The sequence below is a fragment of the Streptomyces sp. 3MP-14 genome, from assembly GCF_006334905.2.
GTDB classification, from domain to species: Bacteria; Actinomycetota; Actinomycetes; order Streptomycetales; family Streptomycetaceae; genus Streptomyces; species Streptomyces triticirhizae.
Map to the genome: position 1 here is coordinate 37526 of NZ_VDLZ02000010.1, position 15703 is coordinate 53228.

At 71.2% G+C, this 15703-nt stretch carries 15 protein-coding genes; all 15 read left to right on the forward strand.

Annotated elements, in window-relative coordinates; genetic code table 11:
• The first annotated feature begins 22 nt into the window (after window positions 1–22).
• The 15 genes from rho to FH609_RS17600 all read left to right on the forward strand — a co-directional run bounded on the left by rho (window position 23) and on the right by FH609_RS17600 (window position 15702).
• Window positions 23–2101, forward strand: a complete 2079-nt coding sequence (gene rho, locus FH609_RS17530; RefSeq protein ID WP_139668645.1) for a transcription termination factor Rho — start codon at window positions 23–25, stop codon at window positions 2099–2101.
• A 783-nt stretch (window positions 2102–2884) separates the two neighbouring features.
• Window positions 2885–4009, forward strand: a complete 1125-nt coding sequence (locus tag FH609_RS17535; RefSeq protein ID WP_139668647.1) for an LCP family protein — start codon at window positions 2885–2887, stop codon at window positions 4007–4009.
• 197 nt (window positions 4010–4206) lie between these two features.
• Window positions 4207–4431, forward strand: coding sequence for a 50S ribosomal protein L31 (gene rpmE / locus FH609_RS17540; protein ID WP_139668649.1), 225 nt, complete (start codon window positions 4207–4209; stop codon window positions 4429–4431).
• Window positions 4432–4570: 139 nt separating this feature from the next.
• A complete protein-coding gene (prfA, locus tag FH609_RS17545; RefSeq protein ID WP_139668651.1) occupies window positions 4571–5641 on the forward strand; it encodes a peptide chain release factor 1 in 1071 nt (356 codons plus the stop codon).
• A gap of 109 nt (window positions 5642–5750) precedes the next feature.
• On the forward strand, window positions 5751–6590 hold the full coding sequence (gene prmC, locus FH609_RS17550; protein WP_139668653.1) for a peptide chain release factor N(5)-glutamine methyltransferase: 840 nt from the start codon (window positions 5751–5753) through the stop codon (window positions 6588–6590).
• Window positions 6591–6624: 34 nt separating this feature from the next.
• Window positions 6625–7272, forward strand: a complete 648-nt coding sequence (locus FH609_RS17555) for an L-threonylcarbamoyladenylate synthase (RefSeq protein WP_139668655.1) — start codon at window positions 6625–6627, stop codon at window positions 7270–7272.
• Window positions 7269–7973 (forward strand): protein-tyrosine-phosphatase, encoded by a 705-nt coding sequence (locus FH609_RS17560; RefSeq protein WP_139668657.1) that lies wholly within the window; start codon window positions 7269–7271, stop codon window positions 7971–7973. Before FH609_RS17555 ends, FH609_RS17560 begins: the two co-directional genes overlap by 4 nt.
• Window positions 7974–8116: 143 nt before the next feature.
• Complete coding sequence (locus tag FH609_RS17565; protein ID WP_139668659.1) at window positions 8117–9511, forward strand: MraY family glycosyltransferase; 1395 nt, start codon at window positions 8117–8119, stop codon at window positions 9509–9511.
• Between the two features lie 326 nt (window positions 9512–9837).
• Complete coding sequence (locus tag FH609_RS17570; protein WP_139668661.1) at window positions 9838–10299, forward strand: hypothetical protein; 462 nt, start codon at window positions 9838–9840, stop codon at window positions 10297–10299.
• Between the two features lie 226 nt (window positions 10300–10525).
• The gene (atpB, locus tag FH609_RS17575; RefSeq protein ID WP_139668663.1) at window positions 10526–11335 is read left to right on the forward strand and encodes a F0F1 ATP synthase subunit A; all 810 of its coding nucleotides are present in this window, start codon (window positions 10526–10528) and stop codon (window positions 11333–11335) included.
• Between the two features lie 118 nt (window positions 11336–11453).
• Entirely contained in the window at window positions 11454–11684 is a 231-nt protein-coding gene (gene atpE, locus FH609_RS17580; protein ID WP_122399263.1) for an ATP synthase F0 subunit C, read from the forward strand.
• Between the two features lie 37 nt (window positions 11685–11721).
• A complete protein-coding gene (locus FH609_RS17585; RefSeq protein WP_122399264.1) occupies window positions 11722–12276 on the forward strand; it encodes a F0F1 ATP synthase subunit B in 555 nt (184 codons plus the stop codon).
• Window positions 12273–13097 carry a F0F1 ATP synthase subunit delta gene (locus tag FH609_RS17590; protein ID WP_139668665.1) on the forward strand — a complete coding sequence of 275 codons (825 nt, stop codon included), beginning with the start codon at window positions 12273–12275 and terminating at the stop codon, window positions 13095–13097. Before FH609_RS17585 ends, FH609_RS17590 begins: the two co-directional genes overlap by 4 nt.
• A 100-nt stretch (window positions 13098–13197) precedes the next feature.
• Window positions 13198–14769 carry a F0F1 ATP synthase subunit alpha gene (gene atpA, locus FH609_RS17595; RefSeq protein WP_139668667.1) on the forward strand — a complete coding sequence of 524 codons (1572 nt, stop codon included), beginning with the start codon at window positions 13198–13200 and terminating at the stop codon, window positions 14767–14769.
• A gap of 3 nt (window positions 14770–14772) precedes the next feature.
• Window positions 14773–15702: a F0F1 ATP synthase subunit gamma gene (locus FH609_RS17600; protein WP_139668668.1), complete on the forward strand. Its 930-nt coding sequence runs from the start codon at window positions 14773–14775 to the stop codon at window positions 15700–15702.
• Window position 15703: the final 1 nt, after the last annotated feature.

The window sequence follows — 15703 nt, forward strand, 5'->3', positions numbered from 1 at the left end:
CCGCTCCAGGGAAGGACCCTTAGTGAGCGACACCACCGATCTGATGGGCGTGAGTGCCGACAGCGCCGACAAGACTTCCGGTGCTGCCACCGCGTCCGCCACGGACGCTCCCGCCGCCTCCGCCGCTCCCCGCCGCCGGCGTTCGGGTACCGGCCTCGACGGGATGGTCCTGGCTGAACTACAGCAGGTCGCCTCCCAGCTGGGGATCAGGGGCACCGCGCGGATGCGCAAGAGCCAGTTGATCGAGGTGATCAAGGAGAAGCAGGCCGCCGGCGGCCAGGCCACGGCGCCGGCCGAGTCCGCGTCGTCCGCCGAGAAGCCCAAGCGCCGCGCCACCTCCCGGGCCCGCACCGGCGAGGAGGGCCAGCAGCAGGGCCAGATCGAGATCCCCGGCCAGCCCGCCGAGAACAACGGCCAGCAGACCGAGGCGCCGAAGGCGGCCAGGGCCGCCGAGCGCAAGGCCGCCGAGCCCGCCGCAGAGGCGAAGGCCACGGCCGAGCCCACCGAGAAGGAGCGCCGGGCGACCCGCGCCTCCGAGGGCAGGGGCACCGACGCCAGGGCCGAGTCCGGCCGGGACGAGGGCAAGGGCGAGAACGGCAGGAACGACGGCGGCAAGGGCGACGGCCAGGCCGACCGGCAGAGCAAGCGCGAACGCCGTGGCAAGGGCGAGCGCCAGGGCCAGAACCAGGGCGGCGACCGCCAGGGGCAGAACGGCCAGGGCGGCGACCGTCAGGGCCAGAACAACCAGGGCGGCGGCCGCAACCGGGACAAGGACGGCGGTCGCGACCGCGACAACAACCGCGACAACAACCGGGACCGGGACAACAACCGCGACCGGGACCGCGACAACAACCGCGACGACGACTTCGAGGGCGGCCGACGCGGCCGGCGCGGCCGCTACCGGGACCGCAGGGGCCGGCGCGGGCGCGACGAGGTCGCCGAGCCGCAGATCAGCGATGACGACGTGCTGATTCCCGTCGCGGGCATCCTCGACATCCTCGACAACTACGCGTTCGTGCGCACCTCCGGCTACCTGCCGGGCCCCAACGACGTCTATGTCTCGCTCGCCCAGGTCCGCAAGAACGGCCTGCGCAAGGGCGACCACGTCACCGGCGCGGTGCGCCAGCCGCGCGACGGCGAGCGGCGGGAGAAGTTCAACGCCCTGGTCCGCCTCGACTCGGTGAACGGCATGAGCGTCGACTCCGGCCGGGGCAGGCCGGAGTTCAACAAGCTCACCCCGCTCTACCCGCAGGACCGGCTCCGCCTGGAGACCGACCCCGGCGCCCTGCTGACCCGCATCATCGACCTGATCACGCCGATCGGGAAGGGCCAGCGCGGCCTGATCGTGGCCCCGCCGAGGACCGGCAAGACCACGATCATGCAGATGATCGCCAACGCCATCACGCACAACAACCCCGAGTGCCACCTGATGGTCGTGCTGGTCGACGAGCGCCCCGAAGAGGTCACCGACGTGCAGCGCGCGGTCAAGGGCGAGGTCATCTCCTCGACCTTCGACCGGCCGTCGGAGGACCACACCACCATCGCCGAGCTGGCCATCGAGCGGGCCAAGCGACTGGTCGAACTCGGCCACGACGTCGTCGTGTTGCTCGACAACCTCACCCGCCTGGGCCGCGCCTACAACCTGGCGGCCCCCGCCTCCGGGCGCATCCTCTCCGGCGGTGTGGACTCGGCCGCGCTCTACCCGCCGAAGAAGTTCTTCGGCGCCGCGCGGAACATCGAGGACGGCGGCTCGCTGACCATCCTCGCCACCGCGCTGGTCGAGACCGGCTCGCGGATGGACGAGGTGATCTTCGAGGAGTTCAAGGGCACCGGCAACATGGAGCTGAAGCTCGACCGGAAGCTCGCCGAGAAGCGGATCTTCCCCGCCGTGGACGTGGACGCGTCCGCGACCCGGAAGGAAGAGATCCTGATGGGCTCCGAGGAACTGGCCATCGTCTGGAAGCTGCGCCGGGTGCTGCACGCGCTCGACCAGCAGCAGGCGATGGAGCTGCTGCTGGACCGGATGAAGAAGACGAAGTCCAACGCCGAGTTCCTGATGCAGATCCAGAAGACGACGCCGACGCCGGGGAACGGGGACTAGTCGCTTGCCGCGGGTGGGTGGGGCTTTCTAGCCCGACCCACCCGCCCCTTTGCCTGCGGCCCTGCCGGGACGCCGGTGCCCGGGGCGATGCCCGGGCCGGCCCGGTTTTTTCCCCACCCACCCGCCCGTTTGCCTGGCGGCGCTTCCGGGACACCGGGTCGTGCCTGCGGCGCTTCCCGGGCCGGCCCGGTTTTTTTCCCCACCCACCCGCCCTTCCTGCCTGCGGCCCTTCCGGGGGTCGTTTTTTGTCTGCGGGGTCGGTGCCCGGCTGCGCCTCGGCCTGTTGCTCTGCGGCCCCATTCGCCTGCGGCGCTTCCCGGGGCCGGGGCCAGGCCCGGGGCTGCGCGCCCCGGCCTTCTTGCCTGCGCCCCTTCTTGCCTGCGGCCCTTGCGGGGGCCGTTTCCTTGTCCTCGGGGCCGTTGCCCACGGCCTTCCGGGAGGGCCGTCAGGCAAGAGGGGCGGGTGGGTGGGGCACCGGCCCCCGGGGCACCGGCCTCTCGGCAGGGCCGCCAGGCAAGAGGGGCGGGTGGGTGGGGGCGATAAGCCCGGGCGCAGCCCCGGGCACGGGTGGCGGCGCAGCCCCCGGGGCACCGGCCCGTGCGCCCCGGCCTCTCGGCAGGGCCGAAGGCAAAGGGGGCGGGTGGGTGGGGGTGAAAAGCCGGGGCGTCGCCCCGGGCACCAGCGTGCCGGCGTGCCGGGAGGGCCGCCAGGCAAAGGGGCGGGTGGGTGGGGCGGAGAACCGGCCGAGAAGCACAGCACCGCGTACCAGGGCACAATGGGTGAATGGTCCCTCCTTCGGGCGAAGGGCCAGCGGCGGTTTCCGGCCAGGAGGAGCCGCCCGCCCGGCCCACGCCACTGCTCCGTCGCCGCCTGGTGCGGGTGACGCTGATCACCACGCTCGCGCTCGCGCTGCTGCTCGGCGTGGGCGGCACCGTGCTCTACCTCAAGCTCGACGGAAACATCTCCCACATCGACATCGAGGGAGCCCTCGGCGAGGACCGCCCGGAGGACAGTGACAACGGCTCGCTCGACCTGCTGGTGCTCGGCTCCGACACCCGCAGCGGCCAGAACGGCGGCTACGGCGGGGACGACCCGGACGGGGAGGCCCGTTCCGACACCGCGATGATCGTGCACGTCAACGAGGAGCACGACGCCGCGACCGTGGTCTCGATCCCCCGGGACACCATGGTTCCGCGCCCGGAGTGCGAGCGGATCGACGGCGGCGGGACGGCGCCGGCGGCGGACCGGACCATGTTCAACGAGGCGTACGGGATCGGCGGGCCGGTCTGCGCGGTCAAGACCGTGGAGGCGCTCACCGGGCTGCGGATGGACCACTACCTGGAGGTGGACTTCGCCGGGTTCGCGGAGCTGGTCGACACCCTGGGCGGGGTGGAGGTCACCACCACGCAGCCGATAGAGGACAGCGACAGCCATCTGCGGCTGGCCGCCGGCACCCACACCCTCAGCGGTCGGGAGTCCCTGGCGCTGGTGCGCACCAGGAAGGCCGTCGGGGACGGCAGCGACCTCAGCCGCATCCAGCTCCAACACTCGTTCCTCCAGGCCCTGATGGGGCAGATCGACGGCGTGGACCTGTTCGGCGACCCCAGGCGGCTCTACGACCTCGCCGACACCGCGACGTCCGCGTTGACCACGGACTCCGACCTGGCCTCCGTCTCCAAGCTGGTGAGCCTGGCGCGCACGCTCAGGGACGTGAAGCCGGACGCGATCCAGATGGTGACGCTGCCCGTCGGGTACGACCCGGAGGACCCGAACCGGGTCGCGCCGCTGCGCGAGCAGTCCCGGCAGGTGTGGGCGGCGCTGCGGGACGACCGCCCGGTGCCGCGTTCGGCGATCAGGGACTCGGCCGCCGAGGAGGGCGGCGGGGACGACCTCATCATCCAGGGCTGATCGTCCAGGGCTGATCGTCCAGGGCTGACGAGCCGGTTCCGAAGGCCGCCCCCGCCCCGGTTCCCGGGGAATATCCGCCGGGGGGACCCCGTTTTGGTCGTCACGTGCCAGTGCTGGCAGACTGGAGCGTCGGTCCCGGTTCACGGAGCGCATCCCGCGCGCCGACCCGGCGGCCCTCCCGAACCCTAGGAGAAGCCTTGAAGCGCGACATTCACCCGGAGTACGTCGAGACCCAGGTCAGCTGCACCTGTGGCGCGTCGTTCACCACCCGCAGCACGGTCGGCGGCGGCAACATCCGCGCCGACATCTGCTCGGAGTGCCACCCCTTCTACACCGGCAAGCAGAAGATTCTCGACACCGGTGGTCGGGTGGCCAGGTTCGAGGCGCGCTTCGGCAAGAACGCCGGGTCGGCCCGCAAGTAGCGACCCCGTCGGCGTCGGCCGGCCGCGCACCACGGCGGCCGGACCGGCGCCTTTCGCGTCCCCGGATGACCGTTCCGGATCAACGTTCCCCGGCACCCAGCCCTCTCCCGCCACTCTTCTTCTCCAGGAGCGACCCATCATGTTCGAGGCCGTCGAGGAACTGATCGGCGAGCACGCCGACCTCGAACGACGGCTCGCCGACCCCTCGGTCCACGCCGACCAGTCCGCCGTCCGTCGCTACGGCCGGCGCTACGCCGAGCTGACCCCGATCGTGCGGGCCTACCAGCAGTGGCTCTCGACCGGGGACGACATCGAGACGGCACGTGAACTGGCCGCCGAGGACCCGGAGTTCGCGGCCGAGGTGAAGAGCCTGGCGGCCCGCAGGGACGAGCTGACCGACGAGCTGCGGCTGCTGCTGGTGCCCCGCGACCCCAGCGACGACAAGGACGTCATCCTGGAGATCAAGGCCGGCGAGGGCGGCGACGAGTCCGCGCTGTTCGCCGGCGACCTGCTGCGGATGTACCTGCGCTACGCGGAACGGGTCGGCTGGCAGACCGAGATCATCGACGGCAACGAGTCGGACCTCGGCGGCTACAAGGACGTCTCCGTCGCGGTCAAGAGCCGGGGCGGCGTCGTGCCAGGCCAGGGCGTGTGGGCGCGCCTGAAGTACGAGGGCGGGGTGCACCGGGTGCAGCGGGTTCCGGCCACCGAGTCGCAGGGCCGCATCCACACCTCGGCCGCCGGCGTGCTGGTGCTGCCGGAGGCGGAGGACGTCGAGGTCGAGATCAACCAGAACGACCTGCGCGTCGACGTCTACCGCTCCTCGGGGCCCGGCGGGCAGTCCGTGAACACCACCGACTCCGCCGTCCGCCTCACCCACCTGCCCACCGGCATCGTGGTCTCCTGCCAGAACGAGAAGAGCCAGCTCCAGAACAAGGAGCAGGCGCTGCGCATCCTGCGCGCCAGGCTGCTGGCCGCCGCGCAGGAGGAGGCCGACCGGGAGGCGTCCGACGCGCGCCGCAGCCAGGTGCGCACGGTGGACCGTTCCGAACGCGTGCGGACCTACAACTACCCGGAGAACCGGATCTCCGACCACCGGGTGGGTTACAAGGCGTATAACCTCGACCGCGTGCTCGACGGCGAGCTGGACGCGGTGATCCAGGCGTGTGTGGACGCCGATTCGGCGGCCAAGCTGGCCGCCGCGCAGTGAACGTAGGGTGGGCGATGTGACTGCGGCTGCTTCTTCTTCGGGTTCCTCGGGTTCCGCCGGTTCCGCCGGTTCCGGGGCAGGTTCGGCGCCGGCGCAGGGGGCGCGTTCCGTGCTGCTGGCCGAGGTGGCCAGGGCGACCCAGCGGCTGGCCGACGCGGGCGTCCCCTCGCCCAGGTTCGACGCCGAGGAGCTGGCCGCCCATGTGCACGGCACCGAGCGGTCCCGGCTGCACTCGGTGCCCGACGCCGAGTTCGACGCCCGCTACTGGGAGGCGGTGGCCCGCCGCGAGGCCAGGGAGCCGCTCCAGCACATCACCGGGCGCGCGTTCTTCCGCTACCTCGAACTCCAGGTGGGGCCAGGCGTGTTCGTGCCCAGGCCGGAGACCGAGTCGGTGGTCGGCTGGGCGATAGACGCGGTCCGTGCGATGGACGTGGCGGAGCCGTTGATCGTGGACCTGTGCACCGGCTCCGGCGCGATCGCGCTCGCCCTGGCCCAGGAGGTGCCCCGTTCCCGGGTGCACGCCGTGGAGCTGGACGAGCGCGCGCTGGCCTGGGCGCAGCGCAACGTCGAGGGCAGCCGGGTGGTGCTGCACCACGGCGACGCCCGCGAGGCGCTGCCCGAGCTGACGGGCCAGGTCGACCTGGTGATCTCCAACCCGCCCTACATCCCGCTCGGCGAGTGGGAGAACGTGGCGCCCGAGGCGCGGGACCACGACCCCGAACTCGCCCTGTTCTCCGGCGAGGACGGCCTCGACACCATCCGCGGCCTGGAGCGGGCCGCGCACCGGCTGCTGCGGCCCGGCGGGATGGTGGTCGTCGAGCACGCCGACACCCAGGGCGGCCAGGTCCCGTGGATCTTCACCGAGGACCGGGGATGGGCGGACGCGGCCGACCACCCCGACCTCAACAACCGCCCCCGGTTCGCCACCGCCCGGCGGGTGGCCCGATGACCGGCGGTCGCGCATCGCGAGAGGAGCAACTGTGATGGCACGGCGTTACGACTGCGCGGACGAGGTCGACCGCAGGCACGGGCTGCGCGAGGCGGCCTCCGCCGTGCGCAGGGGCGACCTGGTCGTCCTGCCGACCGACACGGTCTACGGCATCGGGGCCGACGCCTTCAGCGCGGACGCGGTGGCGGACCTGCTGGCCGCCAAGGGTCGGGGCCGTGGCGTGCCGTCGCCGGTCCTGGTCGGCTCGCCGACCACGCTGCACGGGCTCGTGACGGACTTCTCCGAGCTGGCCTGGGAGCTGGTGGACGCCTTCTGGCCCGGCGCCCTGACCCTGGTCGCGCGCCACCAGCCGTCGCTCGCCTGGGACCTGGGGGAGACCCGGGGCACCGTCGCGGTGCGGATGCCGCTGCACCCGGTCGCCATCGAACTGCTCAAGGACGTCGGCCCGATGGCCGTCTCCAGCGCCAACCTCACCGGCCAGCCGGCGCCGCAGACCTGCGACGCCGCCCGCGAGATGCTCGGCGACTCGGTGGCCGTCTACCTCGACGGCGGCCCGACGCCCGACAGCGTGCCGTCCTCCATCGTCGACGTCACCGGAGAGGTGCCGGTGCTGCTGCGCGCCGGGGCGGTGAGCGAGGAGGAGCTGCGCAAGGTCGTACCCGATCTGGAGACCGCGCATTGACGGCCTCCGCTGAGGGCCCTCCCGACCCGGGCATAGCCGCGCCCGACGCCTTCGCCCAACCGGCCCTGGAAACGCCGGTGTTCCGCATCCTGCACGTCAGCACGGGGAACGTGTGCCGTTCCCCGATCACCGAACGTCTCACCCGGCAGGCGCTGGTCGAACGGCTCGGCGACGGCGCCAGCAGCGTGGTGGTGGAGTCGGCCGGCACCTGGGGGCACGAGGGCGCGCCCATGGAGGAGCACGCCGCCGCGCTGCTCGCCGAGTACGGCGCCGACCCGGGCGGGTTCTTCGGGCGCGAGCTGCTCGACGAGCACGTGATAAGGGCCGACCTGGTGCTCACCGCGACCCGGGACCACCGCGCGCAGGTGATCTCGATGGGGCACTCCGCCGGGCTGCGCACGTTCACGTTGAAGGAGTTCACGCGGCTGGTGCGCGCCATCGACCTGGCGACGCTGCCGGTGGCCGGCTCCCCCGAGGCGCTGGTGGACCGCGCCAGGGCGCTGGCCCGCGCGGCGGCCGCGCTGCGCGGCTGGCTGCTGGCGCCGAGCGTGGAGGCCGACGAGGTGCAGGACCCCTATGGCGCGCCGCTGCCGTATTTCCGCAGCGTGGGGGAGGAGATCAGAGCGGCGCTCGACCCGGTGGTCACCGCGCTGACCGGGGTGCCGGCGCGCGGCCGGGACGTGGGGAACGCGGCGGTCTGACGGCTGTCGGGCCGGCGGCTAGCCGGGGAGACCGGCGGCTAGCCTGGGAGAGAGGCTGATAACCGCCTTCCGGGGCGCGGTTGATGGGCGTGCGACATGAGAGGGTGTTGCGCGGTAGTCCAGCGAGACCTCTGGGGCAGCTTGTGCGCGAATACCTGTTGACGCTCTGCGTCACGGCGGCCGTCACCTACCTGCTTTCCGGGCCGGTGCGGAAGTTCGCCATCGCCTGGGGCGCGATGACCGCGATCCGGGCCAGGGACGTGCACCGCGAGCCGACGCCGAGGCTGGGCGGCATCGCGATGTTCGGCGGGCTCTGCGCCGGGCTGCTGGTCGCCTCCCAACTCACCAACGTGGGCCAGGTGTTCCGGCTCTCCGACGAGCCCAGGGCGCTGCTCTCGGGGGCCGCGTTGATCTGGCTGGTCGGCGTGCTGGACGACAGGTACGGCGTGGACGCCCTGGTCAAGCTGGGCCTCCAGATGGTCGCGGCCGGCGTGATGGTGCTCCAGGGTCTGACGGTGCTGTGGCTGCCGGTGCCCGGCGTCGGCATGGTGGCGCTGACCCCGATGCAGTCCACCCTGCTGACGGTGGCGATCGTGGTGATCACCATCAACGCGGTGAACTTCGTGGACGGCCTGGACGGGCTGGCCGCCGGCATGGTGTGCGTGGCGGCCTCCGCGTTCTTCCTGTACGCGTACCGCATCTGGTACGGCTACGGCATCGAGTCGGCGGCCCCCGCGACCCTGTTCGCGGCCGTGCTGATCGGGATGTGCGTGGGCTTCCTGCCGCACAACGTGCATCCGGCGCGGATCTTCATGGGCGACTCGGGCTCGATGCTGCTGGGCCTGGTGCTGGCGGCCGGCGCGGTCTCCGTCACCGGGCAGGTGGACCCGGACGCGATGCGCCTGTTCACCGGCTCGGAACGGAGCGCGGTCACCGAGATGGTGCCCGTCTACATGCCGCTGCTGCTGCCGCTGACGATCATCGTGCTGCCGTTCCTCGACCTGGTGTTGGCGATCGTGCGGCGCACCTGGAACGGGCGGTCCCCGTTCGCCGCCGACCGGGGGCACCTGCACCACCGGCTGCTGGAGATCGGGCACTCGCAGAGCCGCGCGGTGCTGATCATGTACTTCTGGTCGGCGCTGGTGGCCTTCGGCGCGGTGGGCTACTCGGTGGGCGCCAACGCCTGGGTGGTGCCGCTGGTGGTGGTGCTCTCCGGCGTTGGCCTGGTGGCGCTGCTGCTGCCCCGGTTCACGCCCCGGGTGCCGGGGTGGGCGGAGCGGGTGGTGCCGCCGCGCTACCGGGCCTCGCGCCGGCGTGCGGGGCGGGTGCGCCCGGCGGAGCCGGCGGCGCGGGACTGGGCGGAGAAGCCGGCGCGCCGGCTGGAGCCCGAGGCGGAGCCTGCGGTGGAGGCGGAGCCGGAGGACGCCGGCGCGGACGCCGGCGGCGAACCGCGCACCCCGCCGGGGCTGCACGGGGCGACGGCGGTGGGCAGCCGGCAGCGGTTCGCGCCCCGCCGCAAGATCGACAGCCGGTCCTGACGTTCGGCGGAGTCGCCCGCGCGCCGTTGTTGCTCCTGGTCCGTGGCCGTCCGCGGCCCGTGGTGGGTGACTCGCGCAGTTCCCCGCGCCCCTGAGGTGGCGCCGGTCCGCCGGACCGAGGTCGCTCCGCTAGCAGCCCCCCGCCGTGTGGGCGGGAGGGCGCGCCGGGGATACTCCCAACGGTGTGAGGTCCTGCACACGTTCGAGTAAAGACCTCATCAAAAAGTTTGTGATAGCGTTCACGAGACCCGGCGTGGAGGCCCAACTGCCGGGCCAAACCCGCTCGTCAACGACGACAGTCCCCAAGCCCGTCGGAGAACACTTCCATGCAGTCCAACGACGCCCGGATCATCCGAGGCGCCGCACTCCCCACTGCCACGGTAGGTGTCCTTGCCACCCTGGTCGCCGCGTTGCTGGCCGGGGGCCGGGAGGCCGGCGGGGTCGCGCTCGGCGCCTTCGTGGCCGCCGCCTTCTTCGCCATCGGGCTGCTGTCGCTCAACGTCGTGGGCCAACGCTGGCCCGAGCTGTTCTTCGGTGCCGCCTTCCTGATCTACACCACGCAGATGGGCCTGCTGCTCGTGCTGCTGCTGGTGCTGCGGGACGCCGACTTCCTCGACGGACAGGCGTTCGCCATCGGGGTCCTGGTGGGCGCGGCCGTCTGGCTCGCCGGTCAGGTCCGTGGCCATCTGCGGGTCAAGACGCTGTACGTCGACGTGACCGCCGGGTCGGACCGGAAGCCCGAGGCCGCCGACGAGCGGTCCACCGTCACACCGGGCGGTCCGGCATGACCAGCAACGGTGAGCCGGGGGGCTGCATAAGCACTGTCCTTCCCTGCTGCTATCGTCCGTCGCCGGAGGGCGGCTCACCGGCGAAGCGCGCGGTGCCCGGGACAGCGCCGTGGTCGCGGACCGGCCTCTCCTCCGTCACACCTAGTCCAGTGCCGCTCCGTGGTATGCCGCCACGCCGACACATCGAGGTAGCCGTATCCATGCGTCACGCCGAGGGAGTCTCGCGGTGAGTAATGACCAGGTGCTCGCCTTCGAGACCGACTGCCATCTCTTCAAGGACTGCGGCTTCCCCGCCCCGTCTGAGTGGTCGTTCATCTTCGAACCGCTGTTCACCATCGGTTCGTTCGAGGTCAACAAGCCGATGGCGCTGGTGTTCCTGAGCACCGTCATCATCTGCGGATTCTTCTGGGCCGCGTTCGCCAAGCCCAAGGTCGTGCCGGGCAAGCTCCAGCTGGTGGCCGAGGTCCTCTACGACTTCGTCCGCCGGGGCATCGCCCGCGAGACCATGGGCAAGAAGGGCGAACCGTATGTCCCGTTGCTGGTCACGCTGTTCTTCTTCGTCTGGATCATGAACATCTGGGCGATCATCCCGTTCGCCCAGTTCCCGGCGACCTCGATCATCGCCTATCCGGCGGCGCTCGCGCTGATCGTCTGGTCGACGTACATGTACCTGACGTTCAAGACCAACGGCCTGGTCGGCGGCATCAGGAACCTCTGCGTGCCCAGCGGGCTCCCCAAGGGGATCTACGTGATCCTCACGCCCATCGAGTTCATCTCGGCGGTCTTCATCCGCCCGCTGACGCTGACCGTCCGGCTCTTCGCGAACATGTTCGCGGGCCACCTCCTGCTGCTGGTCTTCATCATCGGCTCCTGGTACACCCTGGGTACGGTCGTGGGCACGTTCTACTCGGCCACCTCGCTGGTCATGACGCTGCTGCTCACGGTCTTCGAGATGTTCATCCAGGCGCTCCAGGCCTACGTGTTCACGGTGCTGACCGCCTCCTACATCTCCCAGGCCCTCGAAGAGGCGCACTGAGAGAGGCCCCAGGGCGACCCGGTCACCCGTGAACGGCGCCCGACGCCACCCCAAGAACCGCAACGCACTCCGGTGGACATCCCCCACCGGGTCACCACAGAGAAGGAATACAACGGACATGTCCGCAGCTCTCGCCGCAGTTGAAGGCAGCGTCAACACCATCGGCTTCGGCCTCGCGGCCATCGGCCCGGGTGTCGGTATCGGCATCATCTTCGGTAACGGTGTCCAGGCCATCGCCCGTCAGCCCGAGGCCACCGCCGTCATCCGGCAGAACATGCTGCTCGGCTTCGCCGTCGTCGAGGCGCTGGCGCTGATGGGCTTCGTGCTCGCCTTCGCCCTCGGCGGCTGACGCAAGCACTCACGCCACTACCGAGGAAGGGTCCACCATGCTGATGCAACTGGCCGCGGAGGAACCGCAGAGCCCTGTGGTGCCGGTGGTGCCTGAGATCGTCATCGGGCTGATCTGCTTCGGTGTCATCTTCTTCGTCTTCTACAAGAAGCTCCTGCCGTCCATCAACAAGGCGCTTGATGAGCGACGGGAAGCTATCGAAGGCGGCATGGAGAAGGCCGAGGCGACCCAGGCCGAGGCCCGGCAGACGCTCGAAAGCTACCGGGAGCAGCTGTCCGAGGCCCGGCACGAGGCGGCCAGGCTCCGCCAGGAGGCCAAGGAGCAGGGCGCCGCGCTCATCGCCGAGATGCGCGAGGAGGGGCAGCGCCAGCGCGAGGAGATCATCTCCGCCGGCCACGCCCAGATCGAAGCCGACCGCAAGCAGGCCGCCGAACTGCTCCGCCAGGACGTCGGCAAGCTGGCCGTGGAACTGGCCGGTCGGCTCGTCGGGGAGTCCCTTGAGGACCACGCCCGGCAGAGCCGCACCATCGACCGCTTCCTCGACGAGCTGGAGGCCAAGGCCGAGACGGCGGGAACCGAGGCCGCCCGATGATGGGAGCGAGCCGCGAGGCGCTGGACGCCGCGCGGGAGCGGCTGGACACGCTGGTGGACAGCACCGGCGTGGACGTCGCCGCGCTGGCCGGCGAGCTGGCCGCCGTCACCGCCCTGCTCGACCGCGAGGTCGCGCTGCGGCGGGTGCTGACCGACCCGGCCCAGCCCGGCGAGGCCAAGGCGGAGCTGGTGGGCAGGCTGCTGTCGAACCAGGTGGGCGGCGAGGCCGTCGACCTGGTGTCGGGCATGGTCCGCTCCCGCTGGTCCGCTTCCCGTGATCTGGTGGACGCGGTCGAGGAGCTGGCCGACATCGCGGACCTGATCGTCGCCGAGCGGGACGGCAGCCTGGACTCGGTGGAGGACGAGCTGTTCCGGTTCAGCCGGATCGTCGCCACCTCGCCGGAGCTGCGCGCCGCGCTCAGCGTCAGGGACCGTGGCGAGCGGGCCCTCGCCGCCCAGAGCGAGCTGGTCAACCAGCTGCTGGGCGGCCGGGCGCGCGAGGTCACGCTCCGCCTGGTCACCCGTCTCGTGGAACATCCGCGAGGCCGTAGCCTGGACAGTGGGCTCGACGCGCTCAGCGTGCTGGCCGCCGCCCGGCGGAACCGTTCGGTCGCGCAGGTCACCTCGGCGGTCCCGCTCAGCGACGCGCAGCGGGAACGTCTCGGCGCCGCCCTCGGCCGGCTCTACGGCCGGCCGGTCCAGCTGAACCTCGACGTGGACCCCGCGGTCCTCGGCGGGATCTCGGTGCGGATCGGGGACGACGTGATCCACGGCACGATCGGTGACCGGCTGGAAGAGGTCACCCGCCGCATGGCGGGCTGACCGCGCGGCGCGGACACCAACTCAACAAGCAGGACCAGCGGCCCGGGTTGGGCCGTAGCGGAAGAACTTACGGGCCCAACAAGGAGAGCAGGGAACCCAGATGGCGGAGCTCACGATCCGGCCGGATGAGATCCGGGACGCACTGGAGAACTTCGTCCAGTCGTACACGCCGGACGCGGCCTCGCGGGAAGAGGTCGGGACGGTCAGCGTTGCCGGTGACGGCATCGCGAAGGTCGAGGGGCTCCCCTCGGCCATGGTGAACGAGCTGCTGGAGTTCGAGGACGGCACCCTCGGCCTCGCCCTCAACCTTGAGGAGCGGGAGATCGGCGTCGTCATCCTCGGTGAGTTCAGCGGCATCGAGGAGGGCCAGTCGGTGCGCCGCACCGGCGAGGTGCTCTCCGTCGGGGTCGGCGACGGCTACCTCGGCCGGGTCGTCGACCCGCTGGGGAACCCGATCGACGGCCTGGGCGAGATCGAGACCACGGGCCGCCGGGCCCTGGAGCTCCAGGCTCCCTCGGTGATGCAGCGCAAGTCGGTGCACGAGCCGATGGAGACCGGCTACAAGGCCGTCGACACCATGACGCCGATCGGCCGTGGCCAGCGTCAGCTGATCATCGGCGACCGGCAGACCGGCAAGACCGCGCTGGCCGTCGACACGATCATCAACCAGCGCGACAACTGGCGCTCCGGCGACCCCACCAAGCAGGTCCGCTGCGTCTATGTGGCGATCGGCCAGAAGGGCTCCACCATCGCCTCGGTGCGTGGCGCCCTGGAGGAGGCCGGCGCGCTGGAGTACACCACCATCGTGGCGGCCCCGGCCTCCGACCCGGCCGGCTTCAAGTACATCGCGCCGTACACCGGTTCGGCCATCGGCCAGCACTGGATGTATGACGGCAAGCACGTGCTGATCGTCTTCGACGACCTGTCCAAGCAGGCCGACGCCTACCGCGCCGTCTCCCTGCTGCTGCGGCGCCCGCCGGGCCGCGAGGCGTACCCGGGCGACGTCTTCTACCTGCACTCCCGGCTGCTGGAGCGCTGCGCCAAGCTCTCCGACGAGATGGGCGCCGGCTCCATGACCGGGCTGCCGATCGTCGAGACCAAGGCCAACGACGTCTCCGCGTTCATCCCGACCAACGTGATCTCGATCACCGACGGTCAGTGCTTCCTGGAGTCCGACCTGTTCAACGCGGGCCAGCGGCCGGCGCTGAACGTGGGCATCTCGGTCTCCCGGGTCGGTGGCGCCGCCCAGCACCGGGCGATCCGGCAGATCACCGGTTCGCTCCGCGTGGACCTGGCCCAGTTCCGCGAGCTGGAGGCGTTCGCCGCCTTCGGCTCCGACCTGGACGCCTCGTCCAAGGCGCAGCTGGAGCGGGGCCGGCGGATGGTCGAGCTGCTGAAGCAGGAGCAGTACAGCCCGTACTCCACCGAGAACCAGGTCGTCTCCATCTGGGCCGGCACCAACGGCCTGATGGACGACATCCCGGTCGGCGACATCCGCCGCTTCGAGCGGGAGCTGCTGGACTACCTCGGTCGCGAGCGCAAGGACCTGATGACCAGCATCCGCGAGGGTCAGAAGATGTCCGACGAGACGGTCGAGGCCGTCCGGGCCGCCGTGCTCCAGTTCAAGCAGCAGTTCGAGACCTCGGACGGCAAGCTGCTGGGCGAGGACTGATCCATGGCTGCCCAGCTGCGCGTATACAAGCGGCGGATCAAGTCGGTCACCGCCACCAAGAAGATCACGCGGGCGATGGAGATGATCGCCGCCTCGCGGATCGTCAAGGCTCAGCGGAAGGTGGCCGCCTCGACCCCGTACGCGGACGAGCTGACCGCCGCCGTCACGGCGGTGGCGCACGGCTCCGACGTCAAGCACCCGTTGACCACCGAGGCCAAGCGGCCCCGGCGGGCGGCCGTTCTGATCATCACCAGCGACCGGGGCCTCGCCGGCGCCTACTCCAGCAACGCCATCAAGGCGGGCGAGCACCTGACCAGCCAGCTGGCGAGCGAGGGCAAGGAGGTGGACACCTACATCGTGGGTCGCAAGGGCGTCTCCTACTACGCCTTCCGGGAGCGGCACGTGACCCGGTCGTGGACGGGGTTCACCGACAACCCGACCTACGCCGACGCCAAGGAGGTCGCCGCCCCGCTGATCGAGGCGATGGAGCGGGACGCCGACGAGGGTGGCGTGGACGAGCTGCACATCGCGTTCACGGAGTTCGTGTCGATGATGACGCAGACGCCGGTGGAGCGCCGGCTGCTGCCGCTGAAGCTGGAGCGTTCCGCCGAGGAGTCGGCCGAGGTCTTCCAGCGCGACGAGCACACCCACGCGCTCTACGACTTCGAGCCCTCGGCCGAGCAGGTCCTGGACGCGCTGCTGCCGCGCTACGTGGAGAGCCGCATCTACAACGCTCTGCTCCAGTCGGCCGCCTCCAAGCACGCCGCGACCCGGCGGGCGATGAAGTCGGCGACGGACAACGCCGAGGAACTGATCAAGTCGCTGACGCGGCTTGCCAACGCGGCCCGCCAGGCCGATATCACCCAGGAAATCTCTGAGATCGTCGGTGGCTCCAGCGCCTTGGCCGACGCGAGCGCGGGAAGTGAACGCTAAC

Excerpts from the sequence above, each read along its gene's own strand:
- FH609_RS17535 (WP_139668647.1), top strand. The coding sequence starts at position 2,885 with ATGGTCCCTCCTTCGGGCGAAGGGCCAGCGGCGGTTTCCGGCCAGGAG.
- prfA (WP_139668651.1), top strand. The coding sequence starts at position 4,571 with ATGTTCGAGGCCGTCGAGGAACTGATCGGCGAGCACGCCGACCTCGAA.
- FH609_RS17555 (WP_139668655.1), top strand. The coding sequence starts at position 6,625 with ATGGCACGGCGTTACGACTGCGCGGACGAGGTCGACCGCAGGCACGGG.
- FH609_RS17570 (WP_139668661.1), top strand. The coding sequence starts at position 9,838 with ATGCAGTCCAACGACGCCCGGATCATCCGAGGCGCCGCACTCCCCACT.
- atpE (WP_122399263.1), top strand. The coding sequence starts at position 11,454 with ATGTCCGCAGCTCTCGCCGCAGTTGAAGGCAGCGTCAACACCATCGGC.
- FH609_RS17585 (WP_122399264.1), top strand. The coding sequence starts at position 11,722 with ATGCTGATGCAACTGGCCGCGGAGGAACCGCAGAGCCCTGTGGTGCCG.
- FH609_RS17590 (WP_139668665.1), top strand. The coding sequence starts at position 12,273 with ATGATGGGAGCGAGCCGCGAGGCGCTGGACGCCGCGCGGGAGCGGCTG.
- atpA (WP_139668667.1), top strand. The coding sequence starts at position 13,198 with ATGGCGGAGCTCACGATCCGGCCGGATGAGATCCGGGACGCACTGGAG.
- FH609_RS17600 (WP_139668668.1), top strand. The coding sequence starts at position 14,773 with ATGGCTGCCCAGCTGCGCGTATACAAGCGGCGGATCAAGTCGGTCACC.